Genomic DNA, 26,313 nt, shown 5'->3' on the forward strand with positions numbered 1-26,313 from the left:
ACCCGTCACGCCCCGTCTCCCTTCACGTCGCGCGCCATGATGCCGAACTGCGCGGCGGTGAAGATCAGCATGATCAGCCCGAAGACAAAACCCATCGCGGCGGCGCTGGAGTACTGCGCGTTGCTAAAGCCCTCCTCGGTGATGTACTGAATCACGCTCTGGGTGGAGCGGCTCGGGCCACCGCCCGTGATCAGCAGCGACTGACCGAACAGCTGGAAAGACGACAACGCAGTCGTGACGAACACGAACAGCGTGACCGGGGCCAGCAGCGGCAGGGTGATGAAGCGCAGGCTCTGCCACGGCGTGGCGCCGTCCAGCGAGGCCGCCTCGTACAGGCTGAGCGGCACGTTGCCCAGCGCGGCCAGGTACAGCGTCATGTTGAAGCCCAGGGTCCACCACACCGTCCCGACCACAATCGGCACCCAGGCCAGGCCCTCGGTGGACAGCCAGGGGATGGGTGGGGCGCCCAGCAGCGCGTCACGCGCGGCATTGACCAGCCCGATCTGGTTGTCGAACATCCAGCGCCACAGGATGCCCATCACCGAGACCGTCAGGATGCCGGGCATAAAGAACACTGCCCGGAAGAACGTGCGCCCGAAAATCGGACGGTGCAGCAGCAGCGCCAGTCCCAGCGCCGCGGCCATCAGCAGCGGCACGCTGACCACCGTGAAAAACGTCGTGTTCCACAGGGTCTTCCAGAAGAAGTCCGCCTGTGGCGTGCCCGGCGTGAACAGGTTGCGGTAGAACTCGGAGCCCACGAACGTCTTGACCGGATTCAGGAGGTCCCAGCGGTGCAGGCTGATGTACAGGCCGTAGCCGATGGGATACACCGTGAAGACGAAGAACAGCAGGGCGTGCGGCAACAGGTAGAGGTAGGGTTCCAGCGGAATGCGGCGGCGCGGCGCGGGAGCCGGTGCCGTGGTGGTCCGGGTGGGCGCTCGGGTGATGGTCATGAACGGAATACCTCGCGCGTGAAGTCGTTCGACAGGGCGGCCCGGACCACCTCATCTCGCCGGGCGAGAAGGAAGGGCCGGGCCACCGCACGCCCTACTGGAAGTTCTTGCGGGCCTGCTCAATCTGCTTGTTCGATTCCTTGACTCCGTCGGCCAGGGCCTGCGCCACGGTTTTCTTGCCCAGGTACGCGGCCTCCCACGCCTGATCGAACGGTCCCATCACCTGGCCCACCCAGGGATAACCGCTGGTCGCGTACACACTGCCCAGGCGGTCAAAGATGCCGCTGATGGGCGCCTTGGCAAAGGCGGGATCTTTGGCGACGGCGGCCTGGGTGGGCAGGCTGCCGGTGGCCGTCCACGCCAGATTCTGCGCGGGCAGGCTCATCCACGCCATAAAGTCGAGCGCGGCCTTGCGCTTGTTGGCGTCGTAGCCGGGGCGCTGCTTGGGCAGGGTCAGGTGACTGGAGCCGCCCCAGGCCGCGTCCCTGACGGTCCCGCCCACACGCGGCAGAAAGGTCACGCCGAAGTTCATCTTCTGGCTCTCGAAGCGGTCCAGGTACCACTGTCCGCTGGGGAACATGCAGACCTTGCCCTGGCTGAAGGCGGCCAGCTCGGCCTCCTCGGTGCTGTTGGGCCGGGCGACGTGATGTTTTTGCACCAGATCCACCAGGAACTGGACGGCGCTGACGGCCTGCGGCGAACTGAAGGCCGCGTTCTGGTTCTTGTCCACCATCTGCCCGCCGTTCTGAAGGATTGCCGCGTAGGCCGCGCGCGCACCAACCCAGTTGTTGTACAGGCTCACGCCCCAGGTGTCCAGGTTCTTGGGATCAAAGCCTGCCTCACCCGCCTTCTTGCCGCTCTTGTCCACCGTGCAGGCCAGGGCAGCTTTCAGAAACTCGTCTCGCGTGCGGGGCGGCTTGTTGGGGTCCAGGCCAGCCTTCTTCATCAGGTCCTTGTTATAAAACATGACGTAGGCGACGCTCGAAACCGGGACCCCATAGGCCTGGTCCTTATAGTCGGCGGTGGCGAACAGCGGCCCGAAGAATTTTGACTTGTCGATGCCCGCGGCCTTCAATTCAGCGGGCGTCAGCGGCGACACAGCGCCGCGCGCCACGAAGCCCGTGATCTGGTCCTCATTGATCACCACCACGTCGGGAGCCTTCCCGGAGGCAACCAGCGCCGGGAGCTGCTGCCAGGTGGTGCCCCACGGCTGGGCCTGACCGCGCACCTGTACGTTGGGATGGGTGTCGTTGTACGTCTTGATCAGCCCTTCCATCACGGGCCGGTCCGGACCAGTAAACCCGTGCAGGAAGGTGAGACTGACCTGCGGCCCGGTATACCCCTGGGCACCAGCCCACTGACCTGCACCAAGAGTGAGCAGCGCCAGCAAAGCTGCACCACGGCCAAACGAACCAGTGTGACGGGTCATAACAGGAAACCTCCTGGGAGAACGTGGCCGGGTCACGGAGCGTTCCATGCGGAATCGGATCCACGTGCTGATGGGCTGCGGGCTATGGCAGACGCGAGTTGATGGTGTTCAGGTTGCAGCGTACGCCCATGGGAAAAAATGGTCAATCAGATTCACGAATACCCAAGAAAATCTGAGGAATTCGGGGCTGTCCTCACCTGGCAGGGTGGGAGAAAGCAGTGGGCAGGGACGAACAACGGAAGGGCCTGTCAGAGGGGTGCGGCCCGCGCTGTGGCCTGAAAGGCATTCCAGGTCAACATGGCCTGCTGGCGGGAACCTCATCACGCCGCAGGCCGCGCGGTTCCCGCCGTCGCCGGCAGGCTCGCTCATTGAGAGGCTTGTCCAGCAAAACCAACTGTCTCTAGGGGCCAGAGGCCTTTTGGGTGAGGCAGAACCGTTCAGCTCAGGTCGTCAGGTCCTCGTCGGCCTCGCCCATGTTGGTGCTGGGCGGATCGCTCGCGTCCATCGTTCCTTTCAGGGCGACATCATGCTCGTCCATGCCGCGCAGCTTGTAGGCGCCAGCCTCACTGCTCTCGGCCTCGACCCTGGCCTTCAGTTCCTCGCGCTCGTCAACGTGGCCCATAAACTGCAACTCCACGTTGGTGGGCTCATGTTTCTCGTCGGCCGCAGCCTCGGGATCATGGCGGTCAGCATTCTGGGTCATACCCCTACCATACGCTGCCAGGGATCAGGACGGCTTTTGACAACCACTGCTTACCTACCACCTGCACAAGCAGATTCAGGGCAAGCGGCTGTCTCACCGTTGTTGGAGCACCCTCACGTGCTGCTTCACGGCGCGTTGGAGTACGCTGTGCGGCTGGCACGGCTACCCCGCAACGTGACGGACACCGGCAAGGTGCCGGAACGGTCCACACCACAGGCAGAAATGAAGGTCTGGAGGACCAGGCAGGGCGGCTTGTTCCTCAAGCAACCCCGCTCCACCGTCTGTATGCCTGGTTCTGCCTCGCCCTGGCGATGGGGAGGCGGCGCTGTGCTGTCCTGGAATCTACCAGCTGTGTACCTTTGGCCGCTGTTGACCTCTGAACTATGCGCTACGCGCGCTCCTGCACACCGCTCGCCCCCGTTGTCCTGCGGCCTCCGTCTGGGTTCCGGCCCCTGCCGGAGTGACGCTGCATCTTCAACCGGGTCGCCTCGGCGGCCGCTCCAAAGTCGATCAGGCCTGCCTCGATGTTCTCCACGGTCAGCACAGGTTGTTCCATCGCCAGCACACCCTGGCATGGTGCGGGCAACAGACGGTAGAAGGCCGCCTCCCGGCAGAGCTCCTCATAATGGGCGTCAACATTCTCAGGCACCCAGTCTGGGTTCAACTGGCGCACCATCAGGTATTCCAGCAGCGTGGGCTCCCCACGGTCCATCACGGACAGCAGCGTCCGGGCATAGAAGTGACTGTAAACCCGCCAGGCGGCTGCCAGGGGCCCACCAGCCCAGTGGGCGATCTCTGGATGGTGGGTGCGCAGTTTCTGGAGCTCCTCTCTGGGCAACACACTCCGTCCGTAACGTTCCTGATCCAGCACCAGTGACGGACGCACCAGGTCATACAGACCCCGGGCAAAGCACACGACACGCCCCTGGGATTCCCAGCGCCGGAGCGTCTTCCGGGTCTGGTGCTGGGCGTGTTCGGCACGGGAACCGTAGATCGCTTCGGCCAGGCGCTCCACCGTCATGGGCCAGGCGGCCTGCCGCGCCAGCTGCCAGTCCACATCTACCACGGGTGCCCGGACCACTGGGGGAGAGGACCACAGGTCTTCGCCCCGCACCCGGGGCAGCGCGTCTGCCGTGACATCTCCTGATCCTGAGATCAGATGCTGGTTGTTGAGCAAAAATTGGCGGGCGTCGTCCAGATGGACATAGCGGTGCGCAGTGCGTCCCTGGCCCCGCTGCGCACTCTGGAGGTGATGTCGCTGCACCCACCGCTTTAATGCAGCCATGCCTACAGCCGACAGATAGGCCAGATCCGCCAGACTGACCCAGCAGAACCCGGCAGCGCGGGAACCGTACAGGAGGTGAATCGCCTCTTCGAGGCTGCATCCAAGTTCTTCAGCGACAAACGCAGGACTCAGGGGGCCGTAGACGTGATGGAGCTGGCGGAGATGTTCGTTGGGTGGGAGCGGGCGGGCGGTATGGTTCGAGGTCAAGTCTCTATAGTATCCGTATCTTGGTCCAAGGTGCAAAACCAGCAGACGCAGCATCAGGCTGCGGCCTTCACGTAGATCTGAAGGGGGCAGGTGCGGCACGAACTGCGGCCCTCTGGCCCAGGTGCTTGTTCTGGCCGCGGGCCTGTAGACACTCACGGTGGTGTTCTCAGGGGATCAGACCCGCCTGAACCACTGGGCTTCCGAATATCAAGGGCAAAGTTCCGTCGGGTCGGGACCCCGCAGGCTGTGGATGCCGCACCCCGAAACGCTCCAAAGGTTAAGACTGTATGGACGCTTACTGAACGACAGTTTCAGGCGAAATCCTGCGGCCGCGTGACATGCTTCACCCACCAGAGAACGTCCCTTCTGGTCAATCCCGTCCTGGAGGACCCTGCCATGAAACGAATGATTCAGTCCACACTGCTGCTGTCCCTGCTGCTCGCCCCGGTCCCGGCCCTTGCCCAGACCGACACCACCACCACGGGAACGACGACCACCGCCACCACCTCGGACGACGGCTTTGACTGGGGCTGGCTGGGCCTGCTCGGCCTGCTGGGTCTGGCGGGGCTGCGCCGTAGAGATGATCGGACGTATCCTGCAGGCACCACCCACACCACTGGGACTGGACCGCGCTAAAGATCCCACCTGTCGTATAAGAAGGTTCTGTCAACTTAAGTCCGACGAGACGTGTCGTTCAGCGTTATTGCTGCTGAATGACACGTCCCGTCGGTTAAGGGGAGGACGGCGAGAACGCACCGTCACCGCGGTTGAAGCCAGACATTTCAAAAAGCCGTCGCTTGGTTGTACGGCAGCCCCATCACGCCCGTGGAGCGCTACCTCGAGAAGCAGCGTCTGGGAACGCTGGACCAAATTGAGCGATGTTCAGGGCGTCCTCGACGCGTGACCTTCAGTGGCGAACAACAGCTCGTGAATCAGCTGAAAGAGCATCAGGACGTGACGTTGACCGAGCATGCCCGGATGCGCGAATATGCCCTGGGCCTCCAGGTGAGTTGTAAGACGGTGGATCGGGTGTTCAGGCGTTACTGGATCGCCCATAAACAACACTGGTGGCCAGCGAATTGAGCGCGTCTTGACACAGGTCCCCTGAGTAAGCCAGCGGGATCGAAGCGGCCAGTCTCCCGCCCCTGACCAAATGAGCCAGCATATGCCGTCGTAATGGCTGACGCACCAGACCCATGGTCAGGGGATTGGGAATGCGTTGCGGCCGTGCCGTGCTCGGCAGCTGCAAACGGGTGCGTCTGCCGATCACCGGGCGCCCGCTCGTCTGCTGAATCCTCAGACCAAAGTAGAGTCGGACATGCCCAACTGATGAATGGCAAAGAAGGAGACAGCAAGTCGCCTTGAGCAGATATCGAAGGGGCTCAATTTCCAGCCTCCTTACCTGAAACGCGGAACGAAGCACTCAGCAGCTTGATCAGGCAGGAGAACGTGGGAGCGCCCATCGCAGCGCATGGCCGGGCTGCTCCGTACCGGACCGCAGGATGCGCTCAGCAGCCGTGAGCTTTCACGATCAAGAGTGCTGAGCGGCGTAAAAGACCTGCCCCCTGGCCTTCCTGCCCTCTGGCCCTGGGGGCATTGACGGCACCAAGAGCTCTGGGTCACGGTCAGTCCCTCAGTCTCCCCGGGAATTCGTGTCGAGCTGGCGGGCGGCCACGGCAGCCGCCAGACCGCCGGCCAGATACCAGGCTGCCGTCAGGAGCGGCGTTCTTGGCGAGCGAGCGCCGGGCTGGCCGCCCAGCCCCAGGGGCCGGGGCAAGGCCACCGCGCCCAGGCCTGCGGCCAGTCCCAGCAACCCGCCGCGCTGCCACGCGCCCTGCCGCGGTCCCAGCCCCACCAGGCCGTAATACAGCGTGTTGGACAGCAGGTCCCCCAGCAGCGTCCAGCGGTACAGCGCCGCGCCGCGAGGGGGATCTACATTCAGCGCCTGCAGCGAGCCGGCCAGGGCGCGCTCCCCGATCACCTCGATGCGGGGCGCGTGCGGCAACACCCGCCGGACCCCCTCATTGAGCGCGGTCACGGTAAGCGCGCCCGCCATGCCGATCAGCCCCAGGCGCAGCAGGCGGGCGCGGCGACGCTGGGTATTGGTGGCGGGCGTAGCAGCATTGGACAGGTGGGACGTATCGTCAGAACTCATGGTGACCTCCTGGGCCGCGCGGTGACGGCACAGTTGCGCGGCGGGCTTAGCCGCAGCGGAATGGAATGGGCAGAGGGCCGCAGCAGCACACGCCCCGGACGCGCGCCCCGCCGGTCAGCTGGTCGGACAGATGGCCGTAGGCCTGACGGCAGGCCGCGAAGCGGGCCGCGATGGCCGGAGCCCCTGCGCCCAGGCCATGCTCCCGGACCGTGCGCGCAATGGCGGCCGAGCAGGACTCGCCCCCATAGAAGGCGGCGTGGGCGCAGCGGAAGCCCTTGTGGGGCGACAGCCAGCGCTGGTAGAGCCCGATTCCGGTCAGGGCAGAGGCGTCGATGCTGGGCATACGCTCAGCCTAGGTGCAGCGGGGGAGGGCGCAGTTGAGGGAAGCATGAAGGAGACGCGATGAAACCATGCCCGCGCCGGGTGGACCGCCGCGTCTGGGGACCGCCGGGTGTCCGGCTGGACCGGGGGGTCTAGACCGTTCCTTTCAAATTGATGAACGGGCCAGCAAGGCAAGGCCCCGGACTGGACCATATGTTCTAGACCACCGACGTTCCATCCACTGGAGGTTTATCGTGTCGCACCGCTTTCCCCTGTTCCTTGTGCTTACGCTCGCGGCGGCCGCGACGGCCCTCCTGAAAGGCCCCCGCCATCCCCTGCGTCCTTCCTCTGCCCAGGACGGCGTGGGCCCCCTGATCCGCCGGCGCTACTGGGTGGAGCTGACGGGCTCCGGCCGGCCGGCCGGGGAGGTGGCCCGCCACTGGCGCACGCATCTCGCGGACCACGCACCGAAAGGGCTGATCTGGTTCCGGGGCCTGGACCATCCCATTCCGCCAGTCGAGCAGGGAGACCGCCTGTGGCTCCGGATTTTCCTGATCCGGCGAGGGCGGGTGGTGGTGGAACACGTCGGTTCCCTGGGCTTCCGGGTCCGGACCCTGCGGCTGCACCCGGAGGCCGGCACCACCGACTTCCGCGTCATTCCGGGAGCGGCGCCCGGAGACCTGACGCTGCAGATCGAGTCGCTGCTGCGCAGCAGCTCCACCTTCGATCTGCTGGCCTACGTCCTGGGCGTTCATGCCGCGCAGCGCCTCAGCTGGCAACGGACGCTGGAAAGCGTGGCCCGGTACGCGGGCGGCCGGGTGGTCAGCCAGGGCACCGAGACCCTGGAGATGCCCGTGCTGCAGCACACCTTCACCCTGCCAGAGCCGCCAGAGGGAGGCCCGGAGGCGGCGCATTGATCTTGTGGCAACGGAACGACTGGCTGCACGGCCCATCCAGGGCAGGCAGGTTCGGAGGGCGCATACGACTGTGAAGATCAGGCGGCCTTCGCTTGCTTACGATAAGAAGCAGGACTGCTCAGGCGTTCCTCACGTCCGCGTCCCGGGCGGCGTCCTGCATCGCCCGCCACGCCACCTTGCCGGTTGCGCCGCGCGGCAGGGCACCCACAAACTGCACCTCGCGCGGGGCCTTGTAGTGGGCCATGTGTTCGCGCGCCCACGCGATCAGTTCCGCCTCATCCTGGCGCGCGCCGGGGCGGGCCACGATCACCGCGCGCACCCGCTCGCCGGTCCGCCCGTCGGGCACCGCGATCACGCAGGCCTCCTGCACGGCAGGGTGGGCGTGCAGCAGCGCCTCTATCTCAGCAGGCCAGACCTTCATGCCGCCCACGTTCACCATGCGCTTGAGCCGGTCGACGAAGAAGAAATACCCCTCCTCGTCCACGTAGCCCAGGTCCCCGGTGCGGAAGAACTGCAGGCCGTCAAGCTCCATGAAGGCTTCGGCGGTGGCCTCGGGCCTGTTCCGGTAGCCCCGGAACACCTGCGGCCCGCGTGTCACGATTTCCCCGACCTCGCCCGCCGGGCATTCCTGACCCGTTTCCGGGTCGACGATGCGTGAGTCCACGTCGAACACCGGGAGGCCCAGGCACTGCAGCTTGGGGCGGTGCATGGGGTTGAAGTGGCTCTGCGAGATGGTCTCGGTCAGGCCGTAGCCCTCCACGAAGGTCAGGCCGCTCAGGTCACGCAGCTGCCGCGCCAGCGCTTCGGGCATCGCCGCGCCGCCCCCCACGATCATCCGCAGCGTGGGCAGGTCGGCGGCCGACAGGTCCGGCAGGCTCAGCAGGTCCACCACCAGCGTCGTGATGGCAAACCACACGGTCACGCCCTGGGTCCGGGTCAGCTGTCTGGCCAGCGCCTTGTCCCAGCGGGCCATCATCACCACGCGGTTGCCCAGGTACAGGCCCATCAGCATGTCGTGGATGAACGCCGAGACGTGAAACAGCGGCAGTGTCATCAGCAGCACGTCGGCAGGGTTCGCGCCGCGCATCACCGCGCTGCCGGTCACATTGGCCTGCACGCCGCCGTGGGTGTGCATCGCGCCCTTGGGCTTGCCGGTGGTGCCGCTGGTGTAGGGCAGCGCGGCCAGGTCATCCGACGTCACTGCTGCCACCGGCGCGGGCGCGGCCCTCAGGGCCGTCTGCCAGTCCACATCTCCGGCCTGAAGGTCAGGCCTGGCGTCCAGTCCCGCCGGCAGCGGCAGCGTCGTGCCTTCCGACAGGTCCGCGACGACGGCGTGGACCAGCCCCGCCGCCCTGAGGGCCGGGTACTGCTCGCCGCCCAGCAGGCCAACCGAGATGCCCGCGTCTTCCAGGAAGTAGCGGTACTCGTCGGCTCCGAGCATGGGGGGCAGCGGCACCAGCACCGCGCCCAGCCGCCAGATCGCGTGCGCCGCCGCCACCCACTGCGGGCTGTTCTGCATGGCGATCAGCACCCGGTCTCCCCGCTGCACGCCCGCGGCCGCCAGGTGACCGCTCAGCGCGTCGGTCTCGGCCAGCAGCTCACGGTACCGGACCTCCCGGCCGTAGTACCACAGCGCCGCCTTGCCGGGGTACCGGCGGGCCGACACCTGCAGGTTGTCGTACAGGCTGGTCTGCGGCACATCCAGGCTGACCGGCAGCCCGGGCGGCCAGTAACGGGTGCTGGGGCTGAGAGGCCGGGGTGGCTGCGCGGGGCCGGACCGGGCCGGATCGGAGTGCGCCGGATCAGAGTGGGCTGGGCCGAACTGGGTCATGTGCTGTTCTCCCTGAGTGGTGGCCGGGGACGGTAGAGGCGGCCTCCACTGTACGCCACAGCTGGAGGGAAATTTGACGTGGGACGCGGCGCTGGCCATGATGGGCCATCTCGACGCCCGCCTGCGGCAGATCGGTTCATCCGGCTGCCCGGACCTTCCCCCACTGCAAAGGAGACTGTCATGAGCGCACAGACCGTCACAGGTCCCGTTCCCGCCGATGGGCTTGGGTTTACCCTGCCGCATGAACACGTGATTTTCGGGTATCCCGGGTACCAGGGGGACGTGACCCTGGGGGCCTTTGACCACGCCGCCGCCCTTGAGGCGTGCGTGCAGGTGGCCGGAACGCTGCGCTCACGCGGCGTGCAGACGGTCGTCGACGCCACGCCCAACGAATGCGGCCGTGACCCCGCCTTCCTGCGCGAGGTCAGCGAGCGTTCGGGGCTGAACATCCTGTGTGCCAGCGGCTTTTACTACGAGGGAGAGGGGGCCACCGCCTATTTCAAGTTCCGCTTCTCGCTCACCGACGGCCTGCAGGAGGTCTACGAGATGATGCTGCGGGAGGTGACCGAGGGCATCGGCACAACCGGTATTCGGGCCGGGGTCCTGAAGCTGGCCAGCAGCCGCGACGCGATTCGCCCCTACGAGCGGGTGTTCTTCCAGGCCGCCGCCCGCGTGCAGTGCGAGACCGGTGTGCCGATCATCACCCACACCCAGGAGGGCCGCCAGGGACCGCAGCAGGCCGAACTGCTGGTGGGGGAGGGGGCCGATCCGGAACGAATCATGATCGGTCACATGGACGGCAACACCGATCCCGACTACCACCGCGAAACCCTGAAACACGGCGTCAATATCGCCTTCGACCGCCTTGGGCTGCAGGGCCTGGTGGGCACGCCGATGGACACGGACCGCCTGCGGGTGCTGGAGGCGCTGCTGGGTGACGGCCACGCGGGGCGCATTCTGCTGTCGCACGACAGCATCTGGCAGTGGCTGGGCCGCCCTCTGCCGGTGCCGGACGCCATCCTGCCCGCCATCAGGGACTGGCATCCCACCCACCTGAGCGATGACATCCTGCCCGAGTTGCTGCGGCGCGGCGTCACCCAGACTCAGATCACACAGATGACGGTCGGGAACCCGGCGCGCGTGTTCGGCTGAGCGTCGGCCGCCGGAAAGTGTGGCGGCCCCTCGGTCACCGCCACAGCGGGTACGCGAGTTCCGCGTCAGGGGTGGACCGTGCGGTGTCTGCTGGCCGGGCGACGTCTTGCCGGGTTCGGCTCAGTCCAAGACGTTGATGCGCCGGTACAGGGCCTGGGTCACGCACCACACGCCGTAGCACAGCGTGCCCAGCGCCACAGCGGCCAGCAGGAACTGTCCGGCCGGCTGATCGCGCAGCCACGCCAGCGCCTCGGAGGTGCCGATCACCACGCTGGCCTTGTCCCGCCACGCGGCCACCAGCAGGAAGATGCCGACGATGGTCAGCAGCACGCCGCGCGCCGCGATCCCGATCTGCCCGACGCGCTTCAGCGTGTCCCGGTACCGCGCGCCCACGTCGGTAAAGGCCATGCGCTTCATGAATCTGGCCCCGTAGGCGCTGTACAGCTGGTTGGCCGCAACTGCCAGCAGCGCCACACCCGCCAGACCCAGCAGCACCTGACCGCCGGGCAGTTGCAGCACGTCGGAGGCGGTCTGACTTTCGCTGTTCTGGTTGCGGGGGGCGCTGCCCTGGGCTGCCACACGGGCGCTGAAGACCGCCAGCACCAGGTAGGCGACGCCGCTGACCGCGTAGCCCAGACGCTTGACCAGCCCCTTGGCCTCGGTGCCCTGGTGCTCGGGATCCAGCACGGCCCGCAGCAACTGCCACAGCGCGTAGCCCACCAGACCCACCACCAGCACCCACAGCAGCACGCTGCCCGCCGGAAGGTCCTGCAGGCGCAGCAGCGCCCCCTTGGTGTCGGTGGTGGTGCCGCCGGCACCCAGCGCCAGGCTCAGGGCCAGAAAGCCCACTGTGCCGTACACCACGCCCTTGCTGGCGTAACCGAAACGGGCCAGGACCTCGAGGCCCGGAGCCACCTTGCGGCCCGCGCGCTCAACCTGTGCTCTGGCAGATGACATGGGCCCACTATGCCCCAGGACCCTGGCGGCTGGATGCGCCGGCCCTGCCCTTGTTTCTTTACGGTTTGGTGTTCTGTGGGGGCCTGCCGGGGGAGTGCCACCCGGTGAACGTGCCTGCCCGCCTGCCGCGTAGCATGGAGCGGTGCACAAGGAAGCGAAGGAGGACGCATGCGCAAGGTGATCGTGACCGAGTTCCTGACCCTCGACGGTGTGTATGAAGATTCCACGCCCTGGCAAAGGGGCTACAGCCCCGATAGCGGCCCGTTCAAGCACGATGAACTGTTTGACAGCGGCGCGTTGCTGCTGGGCCGCGTGACCTACCAGGGCTTTGCCAGGTACTGGCCGACGGCCACGGATACCGGTGCGTTTGGTGAACGCATGAACAGCCTGCCGAAGTTCGTCGCCACAACGACCCTGACCTCCCTGACGTGGAACGCTACCTCCCTCGGGGAAGACGTTCCCGGGGCGGTGCGGGCGCTCAAGGAGCAGGACGGCCGGAATCTCCTCGTGTATGGCAGCGGCACCCTGGTGCAGACGCTGCTGCGGCACAGCCTTGTGGACGAACTTCGCCTGATGGTCTACCCCCTGGTCCTTGGGAGCGGCAAGCGCCTGTTCGCGGGCGGGGACCGGCTGCCGCTGAACCTCACCGCCTCGAGAGACCTGGGCGCGGGCGTGCTGCTGTTAACCTACGAACCCGCACCACGCCGCTGAACTTCTTGATCTGCTGGCCCTTGTCGCGCATGAACCGTGGATCATGCCTGCTGACGAACTCTCTCTATTCTGCCCATCACGCCAGACCGTGTGTATACATATTGCCGTTGAAGTGCCGACTTCAACCCCTCGGGCGAGAGGCAAATCGTCCCTAATCCCCCAGCGCCTCCCGGGCTACATTATGGAATTTCAGTAGTTCCTTGCTTTTTGGGAAGGAGGTCAGGGCGGGTCCGGTGACCTGAAGCATTCTGGAGTACCAGCCGACCTGCGTCCAGGCCTCAAAGGCTTCCTGCCGGTACAGGTAGTAGATGGCTGGCACGCCCAGATTCACCGCACGGTCAAACTGCTCGGCCGCGGTTTCCGCATTGCCCAGCCGGAGGCTGGCCTTTGCCACTCCCCACCAGGCGTAGGGATCGCCCGGCCGCGTCTTTACGTCCTGTTCGCCGTGCATCTGGGCGTGCCGCCAGTTGGCGGTGGCAGAAACGAGCCGCCGCTGTAGCCGTAGACGGTACGGAAATGCGCCACGTTGCTCCCGGCCCTGAGCCGCTGCTGCACCACCACCGGAAAACCGCGCGACACCAGTTCGCGCAGCACGTCAGGATCGCCTGCGTACCGGATGACACTGCGCAGGCCGAAACGCCCCAGGTACGCCGCGAGTTCAAGACTGCTAACCTGCGGGTCTCCCGGATAATCCTTCATGGCTGCCGCTGCTGCCGCCTGGGTCACGCGCGTGCCGTGGTAGCCCAGCACGGTCAGGGCCGTGACTGGCGCGCAGTTGTCTGGCCCCTGATACTCGTGGCGAACATTTTTCAGGGTCACGTTGCTGGGTAGGGCGGCGGCCCCACCACCCAGCGCCAGGCCAGCGAGCAGCGGGAGAAGGGACAATCTGAGCATGTCCCATTGTGTCCGGGGATGGGGGCCGGGTGGTGCCTCGGCGAGCCAGGGAACTTCATTCAATGTTGAGCCATGCTCCAGGGTGTGCCGAATAGACCCCTGCCAGCCTGTGGGTGCGGTGCAGGGCCTGCTCCGGCTGGAAGAGGCGGGGGCTTGCCGCCAGGGCTCCGTACCGCCAGGACTCCGGGAACGTACCGCCTGCGGGAACCTGTCGAACCCCAGGGCCTGTGCACGGGTGACACTCAGACCGGCGGCGCGGTCAGTGTTGAGGCGTTCTCAGAGGCCCGGACACCGGCTGGGGCGCTGGCCGGCCCAGGTGATATCCCTGGGCGTAATCACTGCCCAGCGCGGTGACCAGCGCAAGTTCACCCGCTGTTTCAATGCCCTCGGCCACCACCCGGATGTCCAGACCGTGGGCATAGGCAATCAGCGCCTGCACCAGCGGCAGGCGGGGATCATCGGCGTGCAGGCCTCGGATCAGCGCGCGGTCCAGTTTCACCACATCTGGGCGCAACTCGGCCAGGTACGTCAGGCTGGTGTGCCCGGCCCCCAGATCGTCCAGCGCCACCTGCGCGCCCTCGGCACGGTAGCGTTTCAGGATGCGGCGCAGCAGCGTCAGGTCGGGAAAGGCCTCGCTCTCGGTGACCTCGAAGACCAGCCGGCTGAAGTCCGCCCCCACCTGACGGCAGGCCTCGAAGGTGGTCTGCAGGCAGATATCGGGGTTGTACACCACGCTGGGCGAAAAGTTGATGAACAGTTGCTGACCGGGCGGCAGCGTGGGATAGACCTGCGTGATGGCGTTGCGGCGGGCCAGGGCGTCGAACGCGCGGGCCTGGCCATGGGCAGCGGCGGCGCGCAGCAGGGGGCCGGCTCCCAGGGTCTGCCCGTCCCAGTGCGCGCGCACCAGCGCCTCGTGGCCGTAGATGTCCAGATCGTTGAGGCCCACAATCGGCTGGACTTCGAAGTGAAGATGCTGGCATGCGTCCGCGAACCAGGGGCTGTTCAGCCGGTGCATCCATTGCTCCAGCGGTGCGGTCTGCCACGGGTCCGGTTCGCCGCCGTGCCACGGTGTGGCCAGGACTTCGTGCTGCTCGGTTGCCGTGAAACCGGCGGTCAACGTGCTTAGCCCGGAAAAGGCGTCCGAGTGCACGATGAACGCGGGCCCGTGCGTTTGAAACGAGATCTGATGGGCGTCCAGGGAGAGCCAGAGTTTGCGCTGAAGATGACGGGACGCGGCGTACAGCGCCAGACCGTCCATGCCGTCAGTGCCCACAGACTGGACATGATGGCAATCGCACTTGCCCGGGAGGATGGGGGGGGAGGGAGGGGCACGATGCACGGAACCAGAGTAGTCACGCTGTCTGACAAGCATCTTTTCTGAGTGGTTCCAGAACGCACCGGTCCTGGATGCGGTCAAGGGCCATGCCCGGACCTCACGGACGCACCGGCCCCTACGCCAGAAGGGGAGCACAGCAGCGTGAGTGTCACCGCCGTGACGCTCATGCCGTGAAGCGCGGGCCAGGGGCCGTGCTGCGCCCGGTCTCCTTGCCGCCACCGGGCCCTGGAAAGCGGACTGGACGCCCCGGCACCGTCAGGCTGCGGGAGCGTCGTCCGCTTCCCTGGGCAGAACGAAGCCGAAGGTGGCGCCCAGGTCCGGCTCGCCGTGTGCCGTCACCGTGCCGCCATGCCGCGTCACGATCCGCCGCGCGTTGGCCAGGCTCACCGCCGCTCCCTCGAACTCCTCCTGGCGGTGCAGCCGCTGAAACATCGTGAACAGCTTGTCTCGGTACTGCGGGTTAAATCCCACGCCGTTGTCCTGCACGTACACCGCCCAGGTGTGGCCCTGGTCCTCGGCCCAGACCGTGACCACCGCGGGCTCCCGCCCGCGGCTGTACTTGACCGCGTTGTCCAGCAGCGCCGTGACCACCCGCCGCAACAGCCTCAGGTCCCCGGGGACGGTGGGCAGTGGGCCGATCTGCCAGACGATCTGGCGCTGCGGGTGGGCCACGCTCAGCTCGTGACGGACGGCGGCGAACACGCGGTCCAGGTCCACCTGGACCGGGCTCAGTGGCTGGCGGGAGGCGCGGGAGACGTCGAGCATGCCGTCGATCAGGGTGTTGAGGGTGTCGGCGGCGGTGCGGACGATGCCGAAGTAGCGCTCGGCCTTGTCACTGAGGGGGGCGGGAAGGGACCGGCGCAGCAGGTTGCTGAAACTGATGATGTGGCGGACCGGGGTGCGCAGGTCGTGCGAGACCGAGTAGGTGAAGGCCTCGAGTTCCTCGTTCGACACCTGCAACAGGTCCCGCTGGGCTTCCAGTTCGGCTGTGCGGTCACGGACCTGCTGCTCGAGGGTCTCGGCAAAGTGAATCCGGCCCAGCGCCAGTGCGAACTGTGAGGCCAGGGTCAGCAGGAAGTAGCGCTCTTCGGGTGCGAACTCATGCGGCTCGCGGAAGTCCAGTACGATGATCCCCAGCGGCCGGCCGTCCGCCTGCATCGGCAGCACGGCGCTCGCCACTGCTGCGGCGCCTCCTGTGCGGCCTTCGAGGCCCGGATAGGCCGCCGTCAGCGCGCCGCTGTGCCCGAAGAACAGGGGCTGGCCGGAGCGCAGGGCATCCGCCCCCGGACCGGCGCTGCCGAGGCTCCCGTCTTGCCAGACGCTGGCGCTGGCCGCACCCCGCCGGGCCGCGACGTTGAGGCGGTTGCCGTGCGCCAGCAGCGCTGCGCCGCCGGTGGCCCCGACTGCCTCCAGCGCCGGACCCAGCAGGAGGTCAAACGCCGCCTGCTGGGTTCGCGCGGCGGCCAGTTCCCCAGTCACGCTCTGAAGGCCGGCCAGCAGGGCGGACGTCGCCTCCCGCGCGGTCACGTCCGTCTGAAATCCGAAGAAGTGGGTGACGGTTCCTGCCGCGTCCCGGATGGGGCTGATGGTCAATTCGTTGTGGAACAGGGTGCCGTCCGGGCGGTAGTTGCGCAGCAGCGCGGTGGTGCTGTGCCCCTCCCGGATGGCGGCGCGGATGGCCGCCCTGGGGCCGGGATTGGGGTCCTGGCCCTGGAGAAACCGGCAGTTGCGCCCGATCACCTCGACCGCCAGGTACCCGCTCAGGCGTTCGAAGGCGGGATTGACGTAGATGATGGGAAGGTCTGGCAGGCGCGCGTCTGCAATGACGGCGCTGTTGACACTGGCGGCGAGGGCCTGGCTGAGCAGCCGCAGATCGACGCTGGCCGCCTGTGGGGTGCCGAGACCCTCCAGCGCGCTATTGTCCGGGCTGAAGCTCATGGGCCGACTATAGAGCGCCGTGCTGCGCTGAAACAGCCTGAGGCAATGGCGCGTGAACGTGTTTCCCAGCCGTCCACACCAGCCGCCCAGACAGGTGCGGGCTGCCGCCGTGCAGGAGAAGGCAGCGTCGCGGACGGGCAGGAGACGCGCCGGCCAGCCCTCGGGGTCCGCCGCCGGGCCGGGAACAGAACAGCAGGCATTGGCGCGCAGGGGCACTCAGCTTTTCTATTCCGCGCCGGATGCATCAGGCCAAAAAAAGTCAGGGACTGGCGCGCTCCCTGACCTGCCTTGGTTGTGGTGGTGGGCGGGGGGACTCGAACCCTCCAGGGGCCGACGGGAACCCACTCGCGCGCCCGTTGTTGGAGGGGTGGGCAGCTGTCCCCTGATCTGCCGAACATGACACGCAGACTCAGGGAAATTCAGCCCGCCCCTGACCTGCCAGATCGTGTCTGATGATGCCCCAGCCCTGTCAGGCTTTTGTGTGCTGGACACAGAGCAAGGCTTAAGGGGAATGCCGAGGGGCCGCCGTAATGGAGTGGTGGGAACCCCTCCCGCCAGGTACGGGTGCTGGGAGGGGGCGGCTGGCTCCGCGTGTGGCCTGTTGGCCTCCCAACCTTTCCTGTGGCTGGACTGGGGGGGGGGTTGAGGTGCGGGCCGGCACTGGACGGCCCCAGACCTGGAGTCTCAGGGTTAGCACGGCCTGACCACCGACCTGGCGTACAGGGGCAGCTTCCCCGCCTGCATCTTCATAAAATACAGGGCGGCGGCGTTGCGGTCACCCACGCTGTTGAACGACGCCTCGCCGGACAGCAGATTCTTGAAACTGCCCCCCAGATGGCGCTTTCCACATCGGTCCGGGTGGGCAGCTTTCCGCCATGGGCCTTGATCGCGCTCAGGATGCCTTCAGCGATCACGGTGGCCGAGTCATACGCCTACGCCGAGTAACACGAAGGCGCCGCATTGCGGTATGTGGCAACAAAGTTCTTGACTCCGGGCAGTGAATCCAGAGGTGGACCGACCGTGGTGTAGGAGATGTTGCTTGCGCCCCGGCCCGCCACCTGGGCCAATTCATCGCTGTCCAGACCGTCGCCGCCGACCACCAGCAGATTGACCCCTGACGGATAAACGTGCCGATCTGCGCGTATTCGCCGCCGTGGATTACGGCGACGGACAGAGGCTCCGACAGGGGGCCAACCCTGGGTTCAAGCCTGTCGTTGCCTGGAGCGTGAAGAGACATGGCCCCCACACCTTAAGTGACGTCATCTTCACCTGCGGGTCCAGCTCCGCTATCGTGCCTGTGTGGGAGCAACGACTGTACAGCCCGACTCATCCGCTGGTGTTCTGGGCCGGTCCACTCCAGCGCTGCTTCGCGACAGCATGGAGCCGTTCGCTGGGGTCAACGCTCTATGGGGCGTGCTGGGCCTTAACGGGCGCCCTTTCCTATGACGCGGGTGCTGCTCGTTGAGGACCACCGCGCGGACGTGATGCTGTTGCAAGACACCCTGGAGTTCGCGGGAATGAACTGGACCGTTGAGGATGTGCCGACCTTCGAGGCGGCGGCCCGCTGCTGGCAGGCCACGCCGTTCGACCTATTGCTGCTGGATCTTGACCTGCCGGACGGCCTTGGTCTGGAACTGCTCACCCGCGCGCTGAGGCTGGCAGCGGGCGTCCCGGTGGTGGTGCTGAGTGGACTGGAAGATCCCAGGCTGGCGGCAACGGCCCTCCAGATGGGGGCGGCGGGCTACGTGATCAAGGGCCTGGAGGCCGCCGAACACCTGCGCCGGATCATCGGGCCGTCCACCGCAACCCGCCGCTGAAGGGTTGACCCGGGCGATGCCGGGGAAGGGCCTGCTGGCCAGTGTGGTGTCAGAGATCCAGCCGAGGGGGCTGATATTGGCGGCGCTGCGGTTGCGGGGAAGTCGTGAGCTCAAACTGTCCGGAAGGCCGACCGCTGTCCGGGCGCGTTACCTTGACGTGGAGGGTCCCTGGTCTGGTCAGCGCGTGTCTATTCCCCGTTCACTGGGATCCAGCGCCCGCGCCAGGTACGGCGCGGTCCGGCTTCCCCTGGCCTGCGCGACCTGTGCAGGCGCGCCCTGGGCCACCAGCTGGCCACCCTCGTCGCCCGCGCCGGGTCCGACGTCGATGACCCAGTCGCTGCCGACGACCAGCTGCATGTCGTGCTCCACGGCGATCACGGTGTGGCCGGCCTCGACCAGCCGGTCCAGCTGCCGGGCCAGGCGCTCCACGTCGGCAGGGTGCAGACCGGTGGTGGGTTCGTCCAGAAGGTATAGCGTGTGCCCCCGCCCGGCGCGCTGCAACTCGGTGGCCAGCTTGATGCGCTGGGCCTCGCCGCCGGACAGCTCGGTGGCGGGCTGGCCGAGCCGCAGGTAACCCAGGCCCACCTCGCGCAGGGTGTCCAGGCTGCGGAACACCGCCGGGTCATCCTTGAAAAAGGTCCAGGCGGCGTCCACCGTCATGCCCAGCACCTCGGCGACGTTGCGCCCCCGCAGCTGAACCTCAAGCGTTGCGGCGTTGTAGCGCGCACCGTGGCACACCGGGCACGGCGCGTACACGCTGGGCAAGAACAGCAGCTCCACCATCACCCAGCCCTCGCCCTGGCAGTGCTCGCAGCGCCCACCCTTGACGTTGAAGGAAAACCGTCCCGCGCCGTAGCCGCGCACCCGGGCCAGTGGCGTGGCCGCGAACAGCTTCCGGACGTGGTCGAACAGACCGGTGTAGGTGGCCATGTTGCTGCGCGGCGTGCGGCCGATGGGTTTCTGGTTAACCTGCACCAGCCGCGTGAGCGCCGCCACGTCGCCCCCCAGCCGCGCGGCGCTGGGGGCCACCGGCGTCTCCCCCAGCTCCTCCTCGGCCCCAGGTGCGCGGTCCTGCCCCGTGTTCTCCTGACCGAAGTGGGCAGCGAGCGTCTCGGCCAGCGCCAGGCTGACCAGGCTGGACTTGCCCGAACCCGACACGCCGGTCACGCAGGTCAGCGCGCCCAGCGGGAACCGAGCGCTCAGGTCCTGAAGGTTGTGACGCGTGACGCCGTGCAGCTCCAGCCAGCCTGCCGGGATGCGTGGGTGGCGGGCAGGTTGCGGGGCCGTCCGGAACAGGTACTCGGCGGTTCGGGAGCCGTCCACGCGGCGCAGCCCCTCCGGCGGGCCGCTGTACAGGATCTCACCGCCGTGTTCCCCGGCCCCCGGCCCCACGTCCACGATCCAGTCGGCGCGGCGCACCACATCCAGGTCGTGTTCCACCACGAACAGCGAGTTGCCGGCCGCCTTCAGTCCGGCCAGCGCCGCGAGCAGCGCCTCGGTGTCGGCGGGGTGCAGCCCGGCCGAGGGCTCGTCCAGGACGTACACCACGCCGAACAGGTTGGAATACAGCTGGGTGGCTAGGCGCAGGCGCTGCAACTCGCCGGGGGAGAGGGTGGGGGTCGAGCGCTCCAGCTGCAGGTAGCCCAGCCCCAGGTTCAGCAGCACGTCCAGCCGGGCCACCAGGTCCGCGGTCACGCGCTGCCGGGCCAGGGCCTGTTCGGGACGCTGCTCAAGCAGCCCCGCGTGCCCATCCTCGTGGCCGCTGGCGTAGGGGCGCAATAGCGCCGCCACCTGTTTGAGCGGCAGCCGCGAGAAGTCGGCGATGTCGTACCCCGCGAACGTGACGGCCAGGGCGTCAGGGCGCAGCCGCTTGCCGCGGCAGACCGGGCACGCGGCCGAGACCATGTACCCCTGCACACGCCGCTTCATGGAGGCGCTCTCGGTGCTGGCAAAGGTGTGCAGGATGTGGCGCCGGGCGCTGCTGAAGGTGCCCATGTACCCGGGCTCGGCCCCGCGGTTGACCGCCCGCCGGGTCTCGTCCGGGGTCAGGCCCGGGTAGACCGGCACTACCGGCTGCTCATCGCTGAACAGGATCCAGTCGCGGGTGTCCTGCGGCAGCGTGTGCCACGGCACGTCCACGTTGATGCCCAGTGACACCAGGATGTCGCGCTGGTTCTGACCGCCCCAGGCCTGCGGCCAGGCCGCCACGGCCCGCTCGCGGATGGTCAGCGACGGATCCGGCACCATCGAGGCCTCGGTTACCTCGTACACCCGGCCCAGACCATGGCAGGAGGGACAGGCCCCCTCGGGGGTGTTGGGCGAGAAGCCCTCGGCGTAGATGATGTCCTGCCCCGGCGGGTAGACCCCGGCGCGCGAGTACAGCATGCGCACCAGGTTGGACAGCGTGGTGACGCTGCCCACCGAGGAGCGGGCGGTGGGGGCGCCGCGCTGCTGCTGCAGGGCGACGGCGGGGGGCAGGCCCTCGATGGCGTCCACGTCCGGCGCTCCCACCTGATGAAACAGGCGCCGGGCGTAGGGCGAGACCGATTCCAGGTAGCGCCGCTGCGCCTCGGCGTACAGCGTCCCAAAGGCCAGAGAGGACTTGCCCGAGCCGGAGACGCCGGTGAACACCACCAGGGCGTCGCGCGGCACCCGCAGCGACAGGTCTTTGAGGTTGTGTTCCCGCGCGCCGCGCACCTGCACGTAGCCGGAAAAGGCAGGGGGAGTGGACATGGTGTCCCAGTATGGGTGGGGGCCTGGCCCCAGCGGCGCGAGTCGCAACGTTGGCTGAACCCCCCGCCGCGCCGCGCTCAGAATGCGGCGCGGGCCACGCCAGTCGGGGGCGCCATTGACACCGCTGTGCCGCGCTCTTACGATGCCCCATGACCCTGGTCCGCTTTGCTTTGCCCGGTATGGTGCTGTTGCTGAACCGGTCCGGCACGTGACTGACGTCCTGCCTCCTTCCAGCGGGGCCTGGCCGGCCCTGCACACCCAGCAGTTGTGCTTTCCGGTGCAGGCGCTGGACGGCACGGCGCTGCACATCGGCGCGCGGCTGCAGCTGCCGGTGTCGGAGCGGCGCGTGCCTGCGGTGGTGATCGCCCACGGCTCCAACGGCATCGACTCGCGGGGGCAACTGCACGCGCTGGACCTGAACCGCGCCGGTATAGCCACGCTGGAGCTCGACATGTGGGGCGCGCGTGGACTGGACGGCGGCTCCGAGGGCCGTCCGGGGGCGGCGTGGGAGAACCTGCCCGACGTGTTCGGGGCCTTCGCCCTGCTCGCGGCGCATCCACGGGTGGACCCCCAGCGCATCGGCGTGCTGGGCTTCTCATGGGGCGGCGTAGTGACGCTGCTCAGCGCCACCCGTCGGTGCCGTGACCAGTACCTTCCAGCAGGCCAGCAGTTCGCCGCACACGCGGCCATGTATCCGGCGTGCTGGATCTACAACACCGTCCCCGGCTATGAACTGCGGAACCTGACCGGAGCGCGGGTGCTGGTTCTGGTGGGCGGGCGTGACCGCTACGACGACCCCGGCGACTCGGGCCATGACCTGATCACCGGCCTGGGACCGGCCGACCGCGCCCTGGTGCAGACCGTCGTCTATCCCGGCGCGGAACACGGTTTCAATATGCTGGAGGCCCCGTACCAGTACCGTGATCCCATCCTTCACCGGGGACAGGGCGGCGAGGGACGGTCAGCCCCCCACCCCGAATCAAGGGAGGCGGCCCGCCTCGCGCTGCTGCGGTTTTTTGGGGACGCACTGGCAGGGCAGGGGACCTGATGATCGACATGATGGACGGTCAGCTTCACCACCTGGACCTGGACTGCGCAGGCGGTGGCCCGTATGGGGGCTGAGGCCCGGATCCGGGAGCTTGGCCTGGTGCTGCCGCCGCCGCTGCAGTTGCCGGACGGCGTGGTGTTGCCGTTTGCGGTGGTCCGGGTGGTGGGCCAGCGCGCTGTCGTGTCCGGCCACGGTCCGCAGGCTCCGAACGGCACGCTGGCCACGCCGCTGGGAAAGGTAGGCGCTGAGGTCTCGCCGGAGCAGGCGCACGCCGCCGCACGCCTGGTGGCCCTCGCAATGCTGGGCAGCCTGCGCCGGAGTCTGGGCGATCTGGACCGGATCACCGCCTGGGTGCGGGTGTTCGGGATGGTCAATGCCGCGCCCGGATTTACCGGGTTACCGGGCGTCATCAACGGCTTTTCCGCGGTGATTCTCGACGTCTTCGGCCCAGAGACCGGCCAGCACGCACGCTCGGCGGTGGGCGTGGCCGAGTTGCCGTGGCACATCCCTGTGGAAGTAGAAGCCGAGGTCTTAATCCGGGACTGACTTGAGATGGGAGGTCATTGCGCCATGGCTCGCTGAGCGAAATGGCGGGAGCGCTTTGTCGCTGACCCCGAAATCAACTTCTGCATCACTCTGGATTCAACCGGCGTTAATGGACAAGTAAATGTAGACGTGTGAGCTGCAATTTTCACTGTGCTGATGCTTGGGCTTGTGCACATGGGAATGGAACATTGATAAAGTGGGATGATGAGGTCTCTGTCCATTAACGCCGGTTTTCTGCGTTCAGCCCATGATTCAGGTAGTGAGCGCGCTCGCAGACTAATGGGGGCGCAGCAGGCGACCGAACTCGATGCCACGATTCCGCTCCTCTCAGGCCTGTGCCCCCCGCCTAACAAAACGGCATACACCAGCCCGCCAATGACCGCCGGAGGGAGCTACTGCTACTCGGTGGGGACTTGGAACGGCTGCACCGCCAGGCTGCCTCCGACACCACGCTGCACGCCGCCCTGGTCCTGATCGACCAGCACGCCTACCAGGTACGTGATCTGCTGGCCCTGCAGTGGGCCAACTTCGATTTCGCCACCGGCAGCGCCCTGCGCCCGCACGCCGTCACACGGCTAAACGACACCGCCCTGAAGGCCTTTGCACCCCCAACACCCAAAAGCTGGCGCAGGCCACCGCCCTGGCACGGGGTCTAGGCGACACGCCGCACCACCAGGCGCATCTGCCCCAGAATGGCCCCTTTCCCAGGGGAGTCCAGGCCGCGCCCAGCTTATGGCCCTAGCGGTCCCCCTGCCCTATGGCTACTGGCTGCTGCGGATCCTGGCGTTGCGGGCGCTGGACCGCGGCGCCGACGACTGACTGGGGCCAATCCGCTCGGCGCTCGGCCTGGCCCCAGGGTCAGGAGGACGCGGCGGCCACCTTCCGCAGCAGGTTAACGGTCTCGATCATGGCGGTGACCGCCTCTGCGCCCTTGTTTCCCGCCTTGATCCCGGCGCGGTTGAGCGCCTGCTCCACGGTGTCGGTGGTCAGGACGCCGAAGGCCACCGGCACGCCGGTCTGAAGCGAGGTGTTCAAGATGCCGGTGGCAGCGGCGCCCGCCACAAAGTCGTAATGGTCCGTGTCGCCCTTGATCACGGCCCCCAGACACACCACCGCGTCGTAGCGGCCGCTCTCGGCCAGTTTGCGTGCCACCAGCGGCACCTCGTAGGCCCCTGGAACGAGGTAATGGTCCAGCTGCCCGGTGGCGCCGCCATGCTGTACGAAGGCCAGCTCCGCGCCTTCCACCAGCCGGTCCACGATCAGGTGGTTCCAGCGCGTGCTGACAACAGCAAAGGTCATGTCGGTGGCGATCAGGTTTGCTTCGGTTCGGTTCATGGAATGCTCCTTGGGGGGGGAGACAGGTGGCACGGGCCGCCAGGGCGCGTCGCATCCGCCTCCGCACGGGTTCAGGTGTGACTGCCGTCCGTTCCAATGTGGCCCAGCCGGAGGGCCTTGGTGTTCAGGTAATGGGCATTATGTTCGTTGTGACCCGCGTGCAGGGCCACCCGCTCGACGACCTCCAGGCCGAAGCCCCCCAGGCTGCGCAGTTTGCGGGGGTTGTTGGTCAGCACACGCAGTTGCCGCGCGCCCAGCAGATGCAGCATCTGCGCGCCGATGCCGAAATCGCGGGCGTCGGCTGGAAAGCCGAGCTGTTCGTTGGCCTCGACCGTATCCGCACCGCCGTCTTGCAGATGGTAGGCCCGGATCTTGTTCAGCAGGCCGATGCCCCGGCCTTCCTGCCGCAGGTAGACCAGAACGCCCCGGCCCTCGGCGGCGATGGCCTGCATCGCTGCGTCGCGCTGCGCGCCGCAGTCGCAGCGCAGCGAGTGGAAGCCGTCTCCAGTCAGGCACTCGCTGTGCACGCGCACCAGCAGCGGCTCCGGCGTGACCTCACCCATCACCAGCGCCACATGCTCCGCGCCGCTGACCGTGTCCTCGAAGCCCACGATGCGGAAGGAGCCGTACGTGGTAGGCAACTCGGCCTCGGCCACCTGCAGCATGAAGGGATCGTGCTGCATGCGGTAGGCGATCAGCGCCTCGATGCTGCCCACCTTCAGGCCGTGCTTCGCCCCGAAGGTCAGCAGGTCCGGCAGGCGGCTCATCTCGCCGTCGTCTCCCATGATCTCGCAGATCACGCCCACCGGGGCAAAACCGGCCAACCGCGCCAGATCACACGCGGCCTCGGTGTGGCCCGCGCGGCGCAGGACCCCGCCGGGCCGCGCCACTAGCGGAAAGACATGGCCGGGACGGCGGAAGTCCGTGGGCCGCGCCGCGTCGTCCATCAGCGCCGCGATGGTAGCGGCGCGGTCAAAGGCGCTGATGCCGGTGGTGTTGCCGGTGTGGTCCACACTGACCGTAAAGGCTGTGCCGTTCGGATCCGTGCTGCGGCCCACCATGGGGGTCAGGTCAAGCTGCCCGGCGCGCTCCGGGGTCAGGGTCACGCAGATCAGGCCCCGGCCCTCGCGCGCCATGAAGTTGATCCACTGCGGCGTCGCCGTCGCTGCGGGCATCAGCAGGTCACCCTCGTTCTCACGGCGCTCGTCGTCCACCAGAATGACGGGGCGGCCCTCCTGCAACTCCAGCAGCAGTTCAGCCACCGGGGCCAGGACCAGGGGCGACGCCGTCACGCGCCGACCTGCTGGGCGTCACGGCCTGCCCCCTCTGGGGTGGGCGGCGTCCAGTCCCGCATCAGCAGCAGGCGCTCGGCGTACTTGGCCATCTGATCGGCCTCCAGGTTCACCTGCGTTCCGGCAGCCCAGGTGTGCAGGGTGGTCACGTCCAGCGTGTGTGGCACCAGCCACAGCGTGAACTCGTCGGCGCGCAGGTCGGCGCGGCTGCCCGCCGGGCCACCCACGTCCACCACGGTCAGGCTCACACCGTCCACGGTGACGCTGCCCTTGGGCACCAGGTAACGGGCCAGCGCGGCGGGGGCACGCAGGGTCATGGTGTACGCGCCGGGCCGGGCCTCGACGTTCAGCACCTCACCCACGCCGTCAACGTGGCCGCTCACCACGTGGCCGCCGAAACGGGCCTGCGCGGTCATGGCCCGCTCCAGATTCACGCGGTGCCCGTCCTGCCAGTGCGGGGCGGTTTTGGCCAGGGTCTCGCGGCTGAGGTCCACCGTGAAGCCCGCGTGGTCCCAGGCAGTCACGGTCAGGCAGGTGCCGTTCACCGCGACGCTCTCGCCCAGGGACAGGTCCGCCCACATCTCGTTCGGTTCGATGGTGACGGTCAGGTTGCCGGCGGTGTCCACGGTGCGGGCCACACGCCCGAGCTGCTCAATAATTCCAGTAAACATGGTTGACCTCGCGGCTGGCGGCGGGAAGCGGGTTCCCTGGCCAGCGTTTTTTCAGAGAAGAGTCAGAGAAGGGAGGGAAGGG

25 protein-coding genes and 1 pseudogene are annotated in these 26,313 nt (G+C 67.4%); 9 read left to right on the top strand and 17 right to left on the bottom strand.

Annotation, left to right across the window (positions count from 1 at the left end):
* Nucleotides 1-5 precede the first annotated feature (5 nt).
* The 4 genes from IEY31_RS15185 to IEY31_RS15200 form a co-directional block, all read right to left on the bottom strand.
* Nucleotides 6-953 carry a carbohydrate ABC transporter permease gene (locus tag IEY31_RS15185; protein ID WP_188973485.1) on the bottom strand — a complete coding sequence of 316 codons (948 nt, stop codon included), beginning with the start codon at nucleotides 951-953 and terminating at the stop codon, nucleotides 6-8.
* A 94-nt stretch (nucleotides 954-1,047) separates the two neighbouring features.
* Entirely contained in the window at nucleotides 1,048-2,382 is a 1,335-nt protein-coding gene (locus tag IEY31_RS15190) for an ABC transporter substrate-binding protein (protein ID WP_188973487.1), read from the bottom strand.
* Nucleotides 2,383-2,824: 442 nt separating this feature from the next.
* The gene (locus tag IEY31_RS15195; protein WP_188973489.1) at nucleotides 2,825-3,085 is read right to left on the bottom strand and encodes an M-like protein; all 261 of its coding nucleotides are present in this window, start codon (nucleotides 3,083-3,085) and stop codon (nucleotides 2,825-2,827) included.
* A gap of 388 nt (nucleotides 3,086-3,473) precedes the next feature.
* On the bottom strand, nucleotides 3,474-4,631 hold the full coding sequence (locus tag IEY31_RS15200) for a hypothetical protein (protein ID WP_188973491.1): 1,158 nt from the start codon (nucleotides 4,629-4,631) through the stop codon (nucleotides 3,474-3,476).
* A 342-nt stretch (nucleotides 4,632-4,973) separates the two neighbouring features.
* Between IEY31_RS15200 and IEY31_RS15205 the strand changes: the two genes are divergently transcribed.
* The gene (locus IEY31_RS15205; RefSeq protein WP_188973493.1) at nucleotides 4,974-5,213 is read left to right on the top strand and encodes a WGxxGxxG family protein; all 240 of its coding nucleotides are present in this window, start codon (nucleotides 4,974-4,976) and stop codon (nucleotides 5,211-5,213) included.
* Nucleotides 5,214-5,402: 189 nt separating this feature from the next.
* Nucleotides 5,403-5,660: a hypothetical protein gene (locus IEY31_RS15210; RefSeq protein ID WP_188973495.1), complete on the top strand. Its 258-nt coding sequence runs from the start codon at nucleotides 5,403-5,405 to the stop codon at nucleotides 5,658-5,660.
* A gap of 550 nt (nucleotides 5,661-6,210) precedes the next feature.
* Here IEY31_RS15210 and IEY31_RS15215 read toward each other — a convergent pair.
* On the bottom strand, nucleotides 6,211-6,732 hold the full coding sequence (locus tag IEY31_RS15215; RefSeq protein ID WP_229723673.1) for a hypothetical protein: 522 nt from the start codon (nucleotides 6,730-6,732) through the stop codon (nucleotides 6,211-6,213).
* A gap of 46 nt (nucleotides 6,733-6,778) precedes the next feature.
* Nucleotides 6,779-7,075, bottom strand: coding sequence for a membrane protein insertion efficiency factor YidD (gene yidD / locus IEY31_RS15220; RefSeq protein ID WP_188973497.1), 297 nt, complete (start codon nucleotides 7,073-7,075; stop codon nucleotides 6,779-6,781).
* Between the two features lie 340 nt (nucleotides 7,076-7,415).
* Here yidD and IEY31_RS15225 point away from each other — a divergent pair, with 340 nt between their 5' ends.
* Nucleotides 7,416-7,970 carry a DUF1990 family protein gene (locus IEY31_RS15225; RefSeq protein WP_229723674.1) on the top strand — a complete coding sequence of 185 codons (555 nt, stop codon included), beginning with the start codon at nucleotides 7,416-7,418 and terminating at the stop codon, nucleotides 7,968-7,970.
* A 118-nt stretch (nucleotides 7,971-8,088) separates the two neighbouring features.
* Here IEY31_RS15225 and IEY31_RS15230 read toward each other — a convergent pair whose 3' ends face one another.
* A complete protein-coding gene (locus tag IEY31_RS15230; protein WP_188973501.1) occupies nucleotides 8,089-9,801 on the bottom strand; it encodes a long-chain-fatty-acid--CoA ligase in 1,713 nt (570 codons plus the stop codon).
* A 180-nt stretch (nucleotides 9,802-9,981) separates the two neighbouring features.
* On the opposite strand from IEY31_RS15230, the gene IEY31_RS15235 reads away from it, so the two are divergent.
* Nucleotides 9,982-10,953, top strand: a complete 972-nt coding sequence (locus IEY31_RS15235) for a phosphotriesterase family protein (protein WP_188973503.1) — start codon at nucleotides 9,982-9,984, stop codon at nucleotides 10,951-10,953.
* Nucleotides 10,954-11,073: 120 nt separating this feature from the next.
* On the opposite strand, the gene IEY31_RS15240 is transcribed toward IEY31_RS15235, so the two are convergent.
* Nucleotides 11,074-11,910 carry a DUF1206 domain-containing protein gene (locus IEY31_RS15240; protein ID WP_188973505.1) on the bottom strand — a complete coding sequence of 279 codons (837 nt, stop codon included), beginning with the start codon at nucleotides 11,908-11,910 and terminating at the stop codon, nucleotides 11,074-11,076.
* Between the two features lie 168 nt (nucleotides 11,911-12,078).
* Between IEY31_RS15240 and IEY31_RS15245 the strand changes: the two genes are divergently transcribed.
* A complete protein-coding gene (locus IEY31_RS15245) occupies nucleotides 12,079-12,621 on the top strand; it encodes a dihydrofolate reductase family protein (protein WP_188973507.1) in 543 nt (180 codons plus the stop codon).
* Nucleotides 12,622-12,772: 151 nt separating this feature from the next.
* On the opposite strand, the gene IEY31_RS18785 is transcribed toward IEY31_RS15245, so the two are convergent.
* The 5 genes and pseudogenes from IEY31_RS18785 to IEY31_RS19110 all read right to left on the bottom strand — a co-directional run.
* A complete protein-coding gene (locus IEY31_RS18785) occupies nucleotides 12,773-13,072 on the bottom strand; it encodes a tetratricopeptide repeat protein (protein WP_229723676.1) in 300 nt (99 codons plus the stop codon).
* Nucleotides 13,051-13,515: a C39 family peptidase gene (locus IEY31_RS18790; RefSeq protein ID WP_229723678.1), complete on the bottom strand. Its 465-nt coding sequence runs from the start codon at nucleotides 13,513-13,515 to the stop codon at nucleotides 13,051-13,053. Before IEY31_RS18790 ends, IEY31_RS18785 begins: the two co-directional genes overlap by 22 nt.
* A 259-nt stretch (nucleotides 13,516-13,774) precedes the next feature.
* Nucleotides 13,775-14,788 (bottom strand): EAL domain-containing protein, encoded by a 1,014-nt coding sequence (locus tag IEY31_RS15255; RefSeq protein ID WP_229723680.1) that lies wholly within the window; start codon nucleotides 14,786-14,788, stop codon nucleotides 13,775-13,777.
* Between the two features lie 318 nt (nucleotides 14,789-15,106).
* Complete coding sequence (locus IEY31_RS15260; protein ID WP_188973509.1) at nucleotides 15,107-16,789, bottom strand: ATP-binding protein; 1,683 nt, start codon at nucleotides 16,787-16,789, stop codon at nucleotides 15,107-15,109.
* A 775-nt stretch (nucleotides 16,790-17,564) separates the two neighbouring features.
* A pseudogene (locus IEY31_RS19110) lies at nucleotides 17,565-17,675 on the bottom strand (EspF repeat-containing protein); the annotation flags it as partial.
* Nucleotides 17,676-18,231: 556 nt separating this feature from the next.
* Between IEY31_RS19110 and IEY31_RS15270 the strand changes: the two are divergent.
* Nucleotides 18,232-18,606 (top strand): response regulator, encoded by a 375-nt coding sequence (locus tag IEY31_RS15270; RefSeq protein WP_188973513.1) that lies wholly within the window; start codon nucleotides 18,232-18,234, stop codon nucleotides 18,604-18,606.
* Nucleotides 18,607-18,783: 177 nt separating this feature from the next.
* Here IEY31_RS15270 and IEY31_RS15275 read toward each other — a convergent pair whose 3' ends face one another.
* Nucleotides 18,784-21,339: an excinuclease ABC subunit UvrA gene (locus IEY31_RS15275; RefSeq protein ID WP_188973515.1), complete on the bottom strand. Its 2,556-nt coding sequence runs from the start codon at nucleotides 21,337-21,339 to the stop codon at nucleotides 18,784-18,786.
* A 208-nt stretch (nucleotides 21,340-21,547) separates the two neighbouring features.
* Between IEY31_RS15275 and IEY31_RS15280 the strand changes: the two genes are divergently transcribed.
* The 3 genes from IEY31_RS15280 to IEY31_RS15290 all read left to right on the top strand — a co-directional run bounded on the left by IEY31_RS15280 (nucleotide 21,548) and on the right by IEY31_RS15290 (nucleotide 23,589).
* Entirely contained in the window at nucleotides 21,548-22,387 is an 840-nt protein-coding gene (locus tag IEY31_RS15280; RefSeq protein ID WP_188973517.1) for a dienelactone hydrolase family protein, read from the top strand.
* A 63-nt stretch (nucleotides 22,388-22,450) separates the two neighbouring features.
* Nucleotides 22,451-22,933 carry a RidA family protein gene (locus tag IEY31_RS15285; protein ID WP_188973519.1) on the top strand — a complete coding sequence of 161 codons (483 nt, stop codon included), beginning with the start codon at nucleotides 22,451-22,453 and terminating at the stop codon, nucleotides 22,931-22,933.
* A 413-nt stretch (nucleotides 22,934-23,346) separates the two neighbouring features.
* Complete coding sequence (locus IEY31_RS15290) at nucleotides 23,347-23,589, top strand: hypothetical protein (RefSeq protein ID WP_188973521.1); 243 nt, start codon at nucleotides 23,347-23,349, stop codon at nucleotides 23,587-23,589.
* A 202-nt stretch (nucleotides 23,590-23,791) separates the two neighbouring features.
* Here IEY31_RS15290 and ribH read toward each other — a convergent pair whose 3' ends face one another.
* The 3 genes from ribH to IEY31_RS15305 all read right to left on the bottom strand — a co-directional run bounded on the left by ribH (nucleotide 23,792) and on the right by IEY31_RS15305 (nucleotide 26,231).
* Nucleotides 23,792-24,268: a 6,7-dimethyl-8-ribityllumazine synthase gene (ribH, locus tag IEY31_RS15295; protein WP_188973523.1), complete on the bottom strand. Its 477-nt coding sequence runs from the start codon at nucleotides 24,266-24,268 to the stop codon at nucleotides 23,792-23,794.
* A gap of 71 nt (nucleotides 24,269-24,339) precedes the next feature.
* The gene (locus tag IEY31_RS15300; protein WP_373289181.1) at nucleotides 24,340-25,560 is read right to left on the bottom strand and encodes a bifunctional 3,4-dihydroxy-2-butanone-4-phosphate synthase/GTP cyclohydrolase II; all 1,221 of its coding nucleotides are present in this window, start codon (nucleotides 25,558-25,560) and stop codon (nucleotides 24,340-24,342) included.
* Entirely contained in the window at nucleotides 25,557-26,231 is a 675-nt protein-coding gene (locus IEY31_RS15305; protein ID WP_188973525.1) for a riboflavin synthase, read from the bottom strand. The genes IEY31_RS15300 and IEY31_RS15305 overlap by 4 nt, the downstream gene beginning before the upstream one ends.
* Nucleotides 26,232-26,313 lie beyond the last annotated feature (82 nt).

It is taken from the genome of Deinococcus aerolatus, assembly GCF_014647055.1.
Lineage (GTDB): Bacteria > Deinococcota > Deinococci > Deinococcales > Deinococcaceae > Deinococcus > Deinococcus aerolatus.

What these genes read in the sequence shown, in the direction of transcription:
- IEY31_RS15185 (WP_188973485.1), bottom strand. Translation starts at nt 953, where the DNA reads ATGACCATCACCCGAGCGCCCACCCGGACCACCACGGCACCGGCTCCC.
- IEY31_RS15190 (WP_188973487.1), bottom strand. Translation starts at nt 2,382, where the DNA reads ATGACCCGTCACACTGGTTCGTTTGGCCGTGGTGCAGCTTTGCTGGCG.
- IEY31_RS15195 (WP_188973489.1), bottom strand. Translation starts at nt 3,085, where the DNA reads ATGACCCAGAATGCTGACCGCCATGATCCCGAGGCTGCGGCCGACGAG.
- IEY31_RS15200 (WP_188973491.1), bottom strand. Translation starts at nt 4,631, where the DNA reads ATGCTGCGTCTGCTGGTTTTGCACCTTGGACCAAGATACGGATACTAT.
- IEY31_RS15205 (WP_188973493.1), top strand. Translation starts at nt 4,974, where the DNA reads ATGAAACGAATGATTCAGTCCACACTGCTGCTGTCCCTGCTGCTCGCC.
- IEY31_RS15215 (WP_229723673.1), bottom strand. Translation starts at nt 6,732, where the DNA reads ATGAGTTCTGACGATACGTCCCACCTGTCCAATGCTGCTACGCCCGCC.
- yidD (WP_188973497.1), bottom strand. Translation starts at nt 7,075, where the DNA reads ATGCCCAGCATCGACGCCTCTGCCCTGACCGGAATCGGGCTCTACCAG.
- IEY31_RS15230 (WP_188973501.1), bottom strand. Translation starts at nt 9,801, where the DNA reads ATGACCCAGTTCGGCCCAGCCCACTCTGATCCGGCGCACTCCGATCCG.
- IEY31_RS15235 (WP_188973503.1), top strand. Translation starts at nt 9,982, where the DNA reads ATGAGCGCACAGACCGTCACAGGTCCCGTTCCCGCCGATGGGCTTGGG.
- IEY31_RS15240 (WP_188973505.1), bottom strand. Translation starts at nt 11,910, where the DNA reads ATGTCATCTGCCAGAGCACAGGTTGAGCGCGCGGGCCGCAAGGTGGCT.
- IEY31_RS15245 (WP_188973507.1), top strand. Translation starts at nt 12,079, where the DNA reads ATGCGCAAGGTGATCGTGACCGAGTTCCTGACCCTCGACGGTGTGTAT.
- IEY31_RS18785 (WP_229723676.1), bottom strand. Translation starts at nt 13,072, where the DNA reads ATGCACGGCGAACAGGACGTAAAGACGCGGCCGGGCGATCCCTACGCC.
- IEY31_RS18790 (WP_229723678.1), bottom strand. Translation starts at nt 13,515, where the DNA reads ATGCTCAGATTGTCCCTTCTCCCGCTGCTCGCTGGCCTGGCGCTGGGT.
- IEY31_RS15260 (WP_188973509.1), bottom strand. Translation starts at nt 16,789, where the DNA reads ATGAGCTTCAGCCCGGACAATAGCGCGCTGGAGGGTCTCGGCACCCCA.
- IEY31_RS15270 (WP_188973513.1), top strand. Translation starts at nt 18,232, where the DNA reads ATGACGCGGGTGCTGCTCGTTGAGGACCACCGCGCGGACGTGATGCTG.
- IEY31_RS15275 (WP_188973515.1), bottom strand. Translation starts at nt 21,339, where the DNA reads ATGTCCACTCCCCCTGCCTTTTCCGGCTACGTGCAGGTGCGCGGCGCG.
- IEY31_RS15285 (WP_188973519.1), top strand. Translation starts at nt 22,451, where the DNA reads ATGGGGGCTGAGGCCCGGATCCGGGAGCTTGGCCTGGTGCTGCCGCCG.
- ribH (WP_188973523.1), bottom strand. Translation starts at nt 24,268, where the DNA reads ATGAACCGAACCGAAGCAAACCTGATCGCCACCGACATGACCTTTGCT.
- IEY31_RS15305 (WP_188973525.1), bottom strand. Translation starts at nt 26,231, where the DNA reads ATGTTTACTGGAATTATTGAGCAGCTCGGGCGTGTGGCCCGCACCGTG.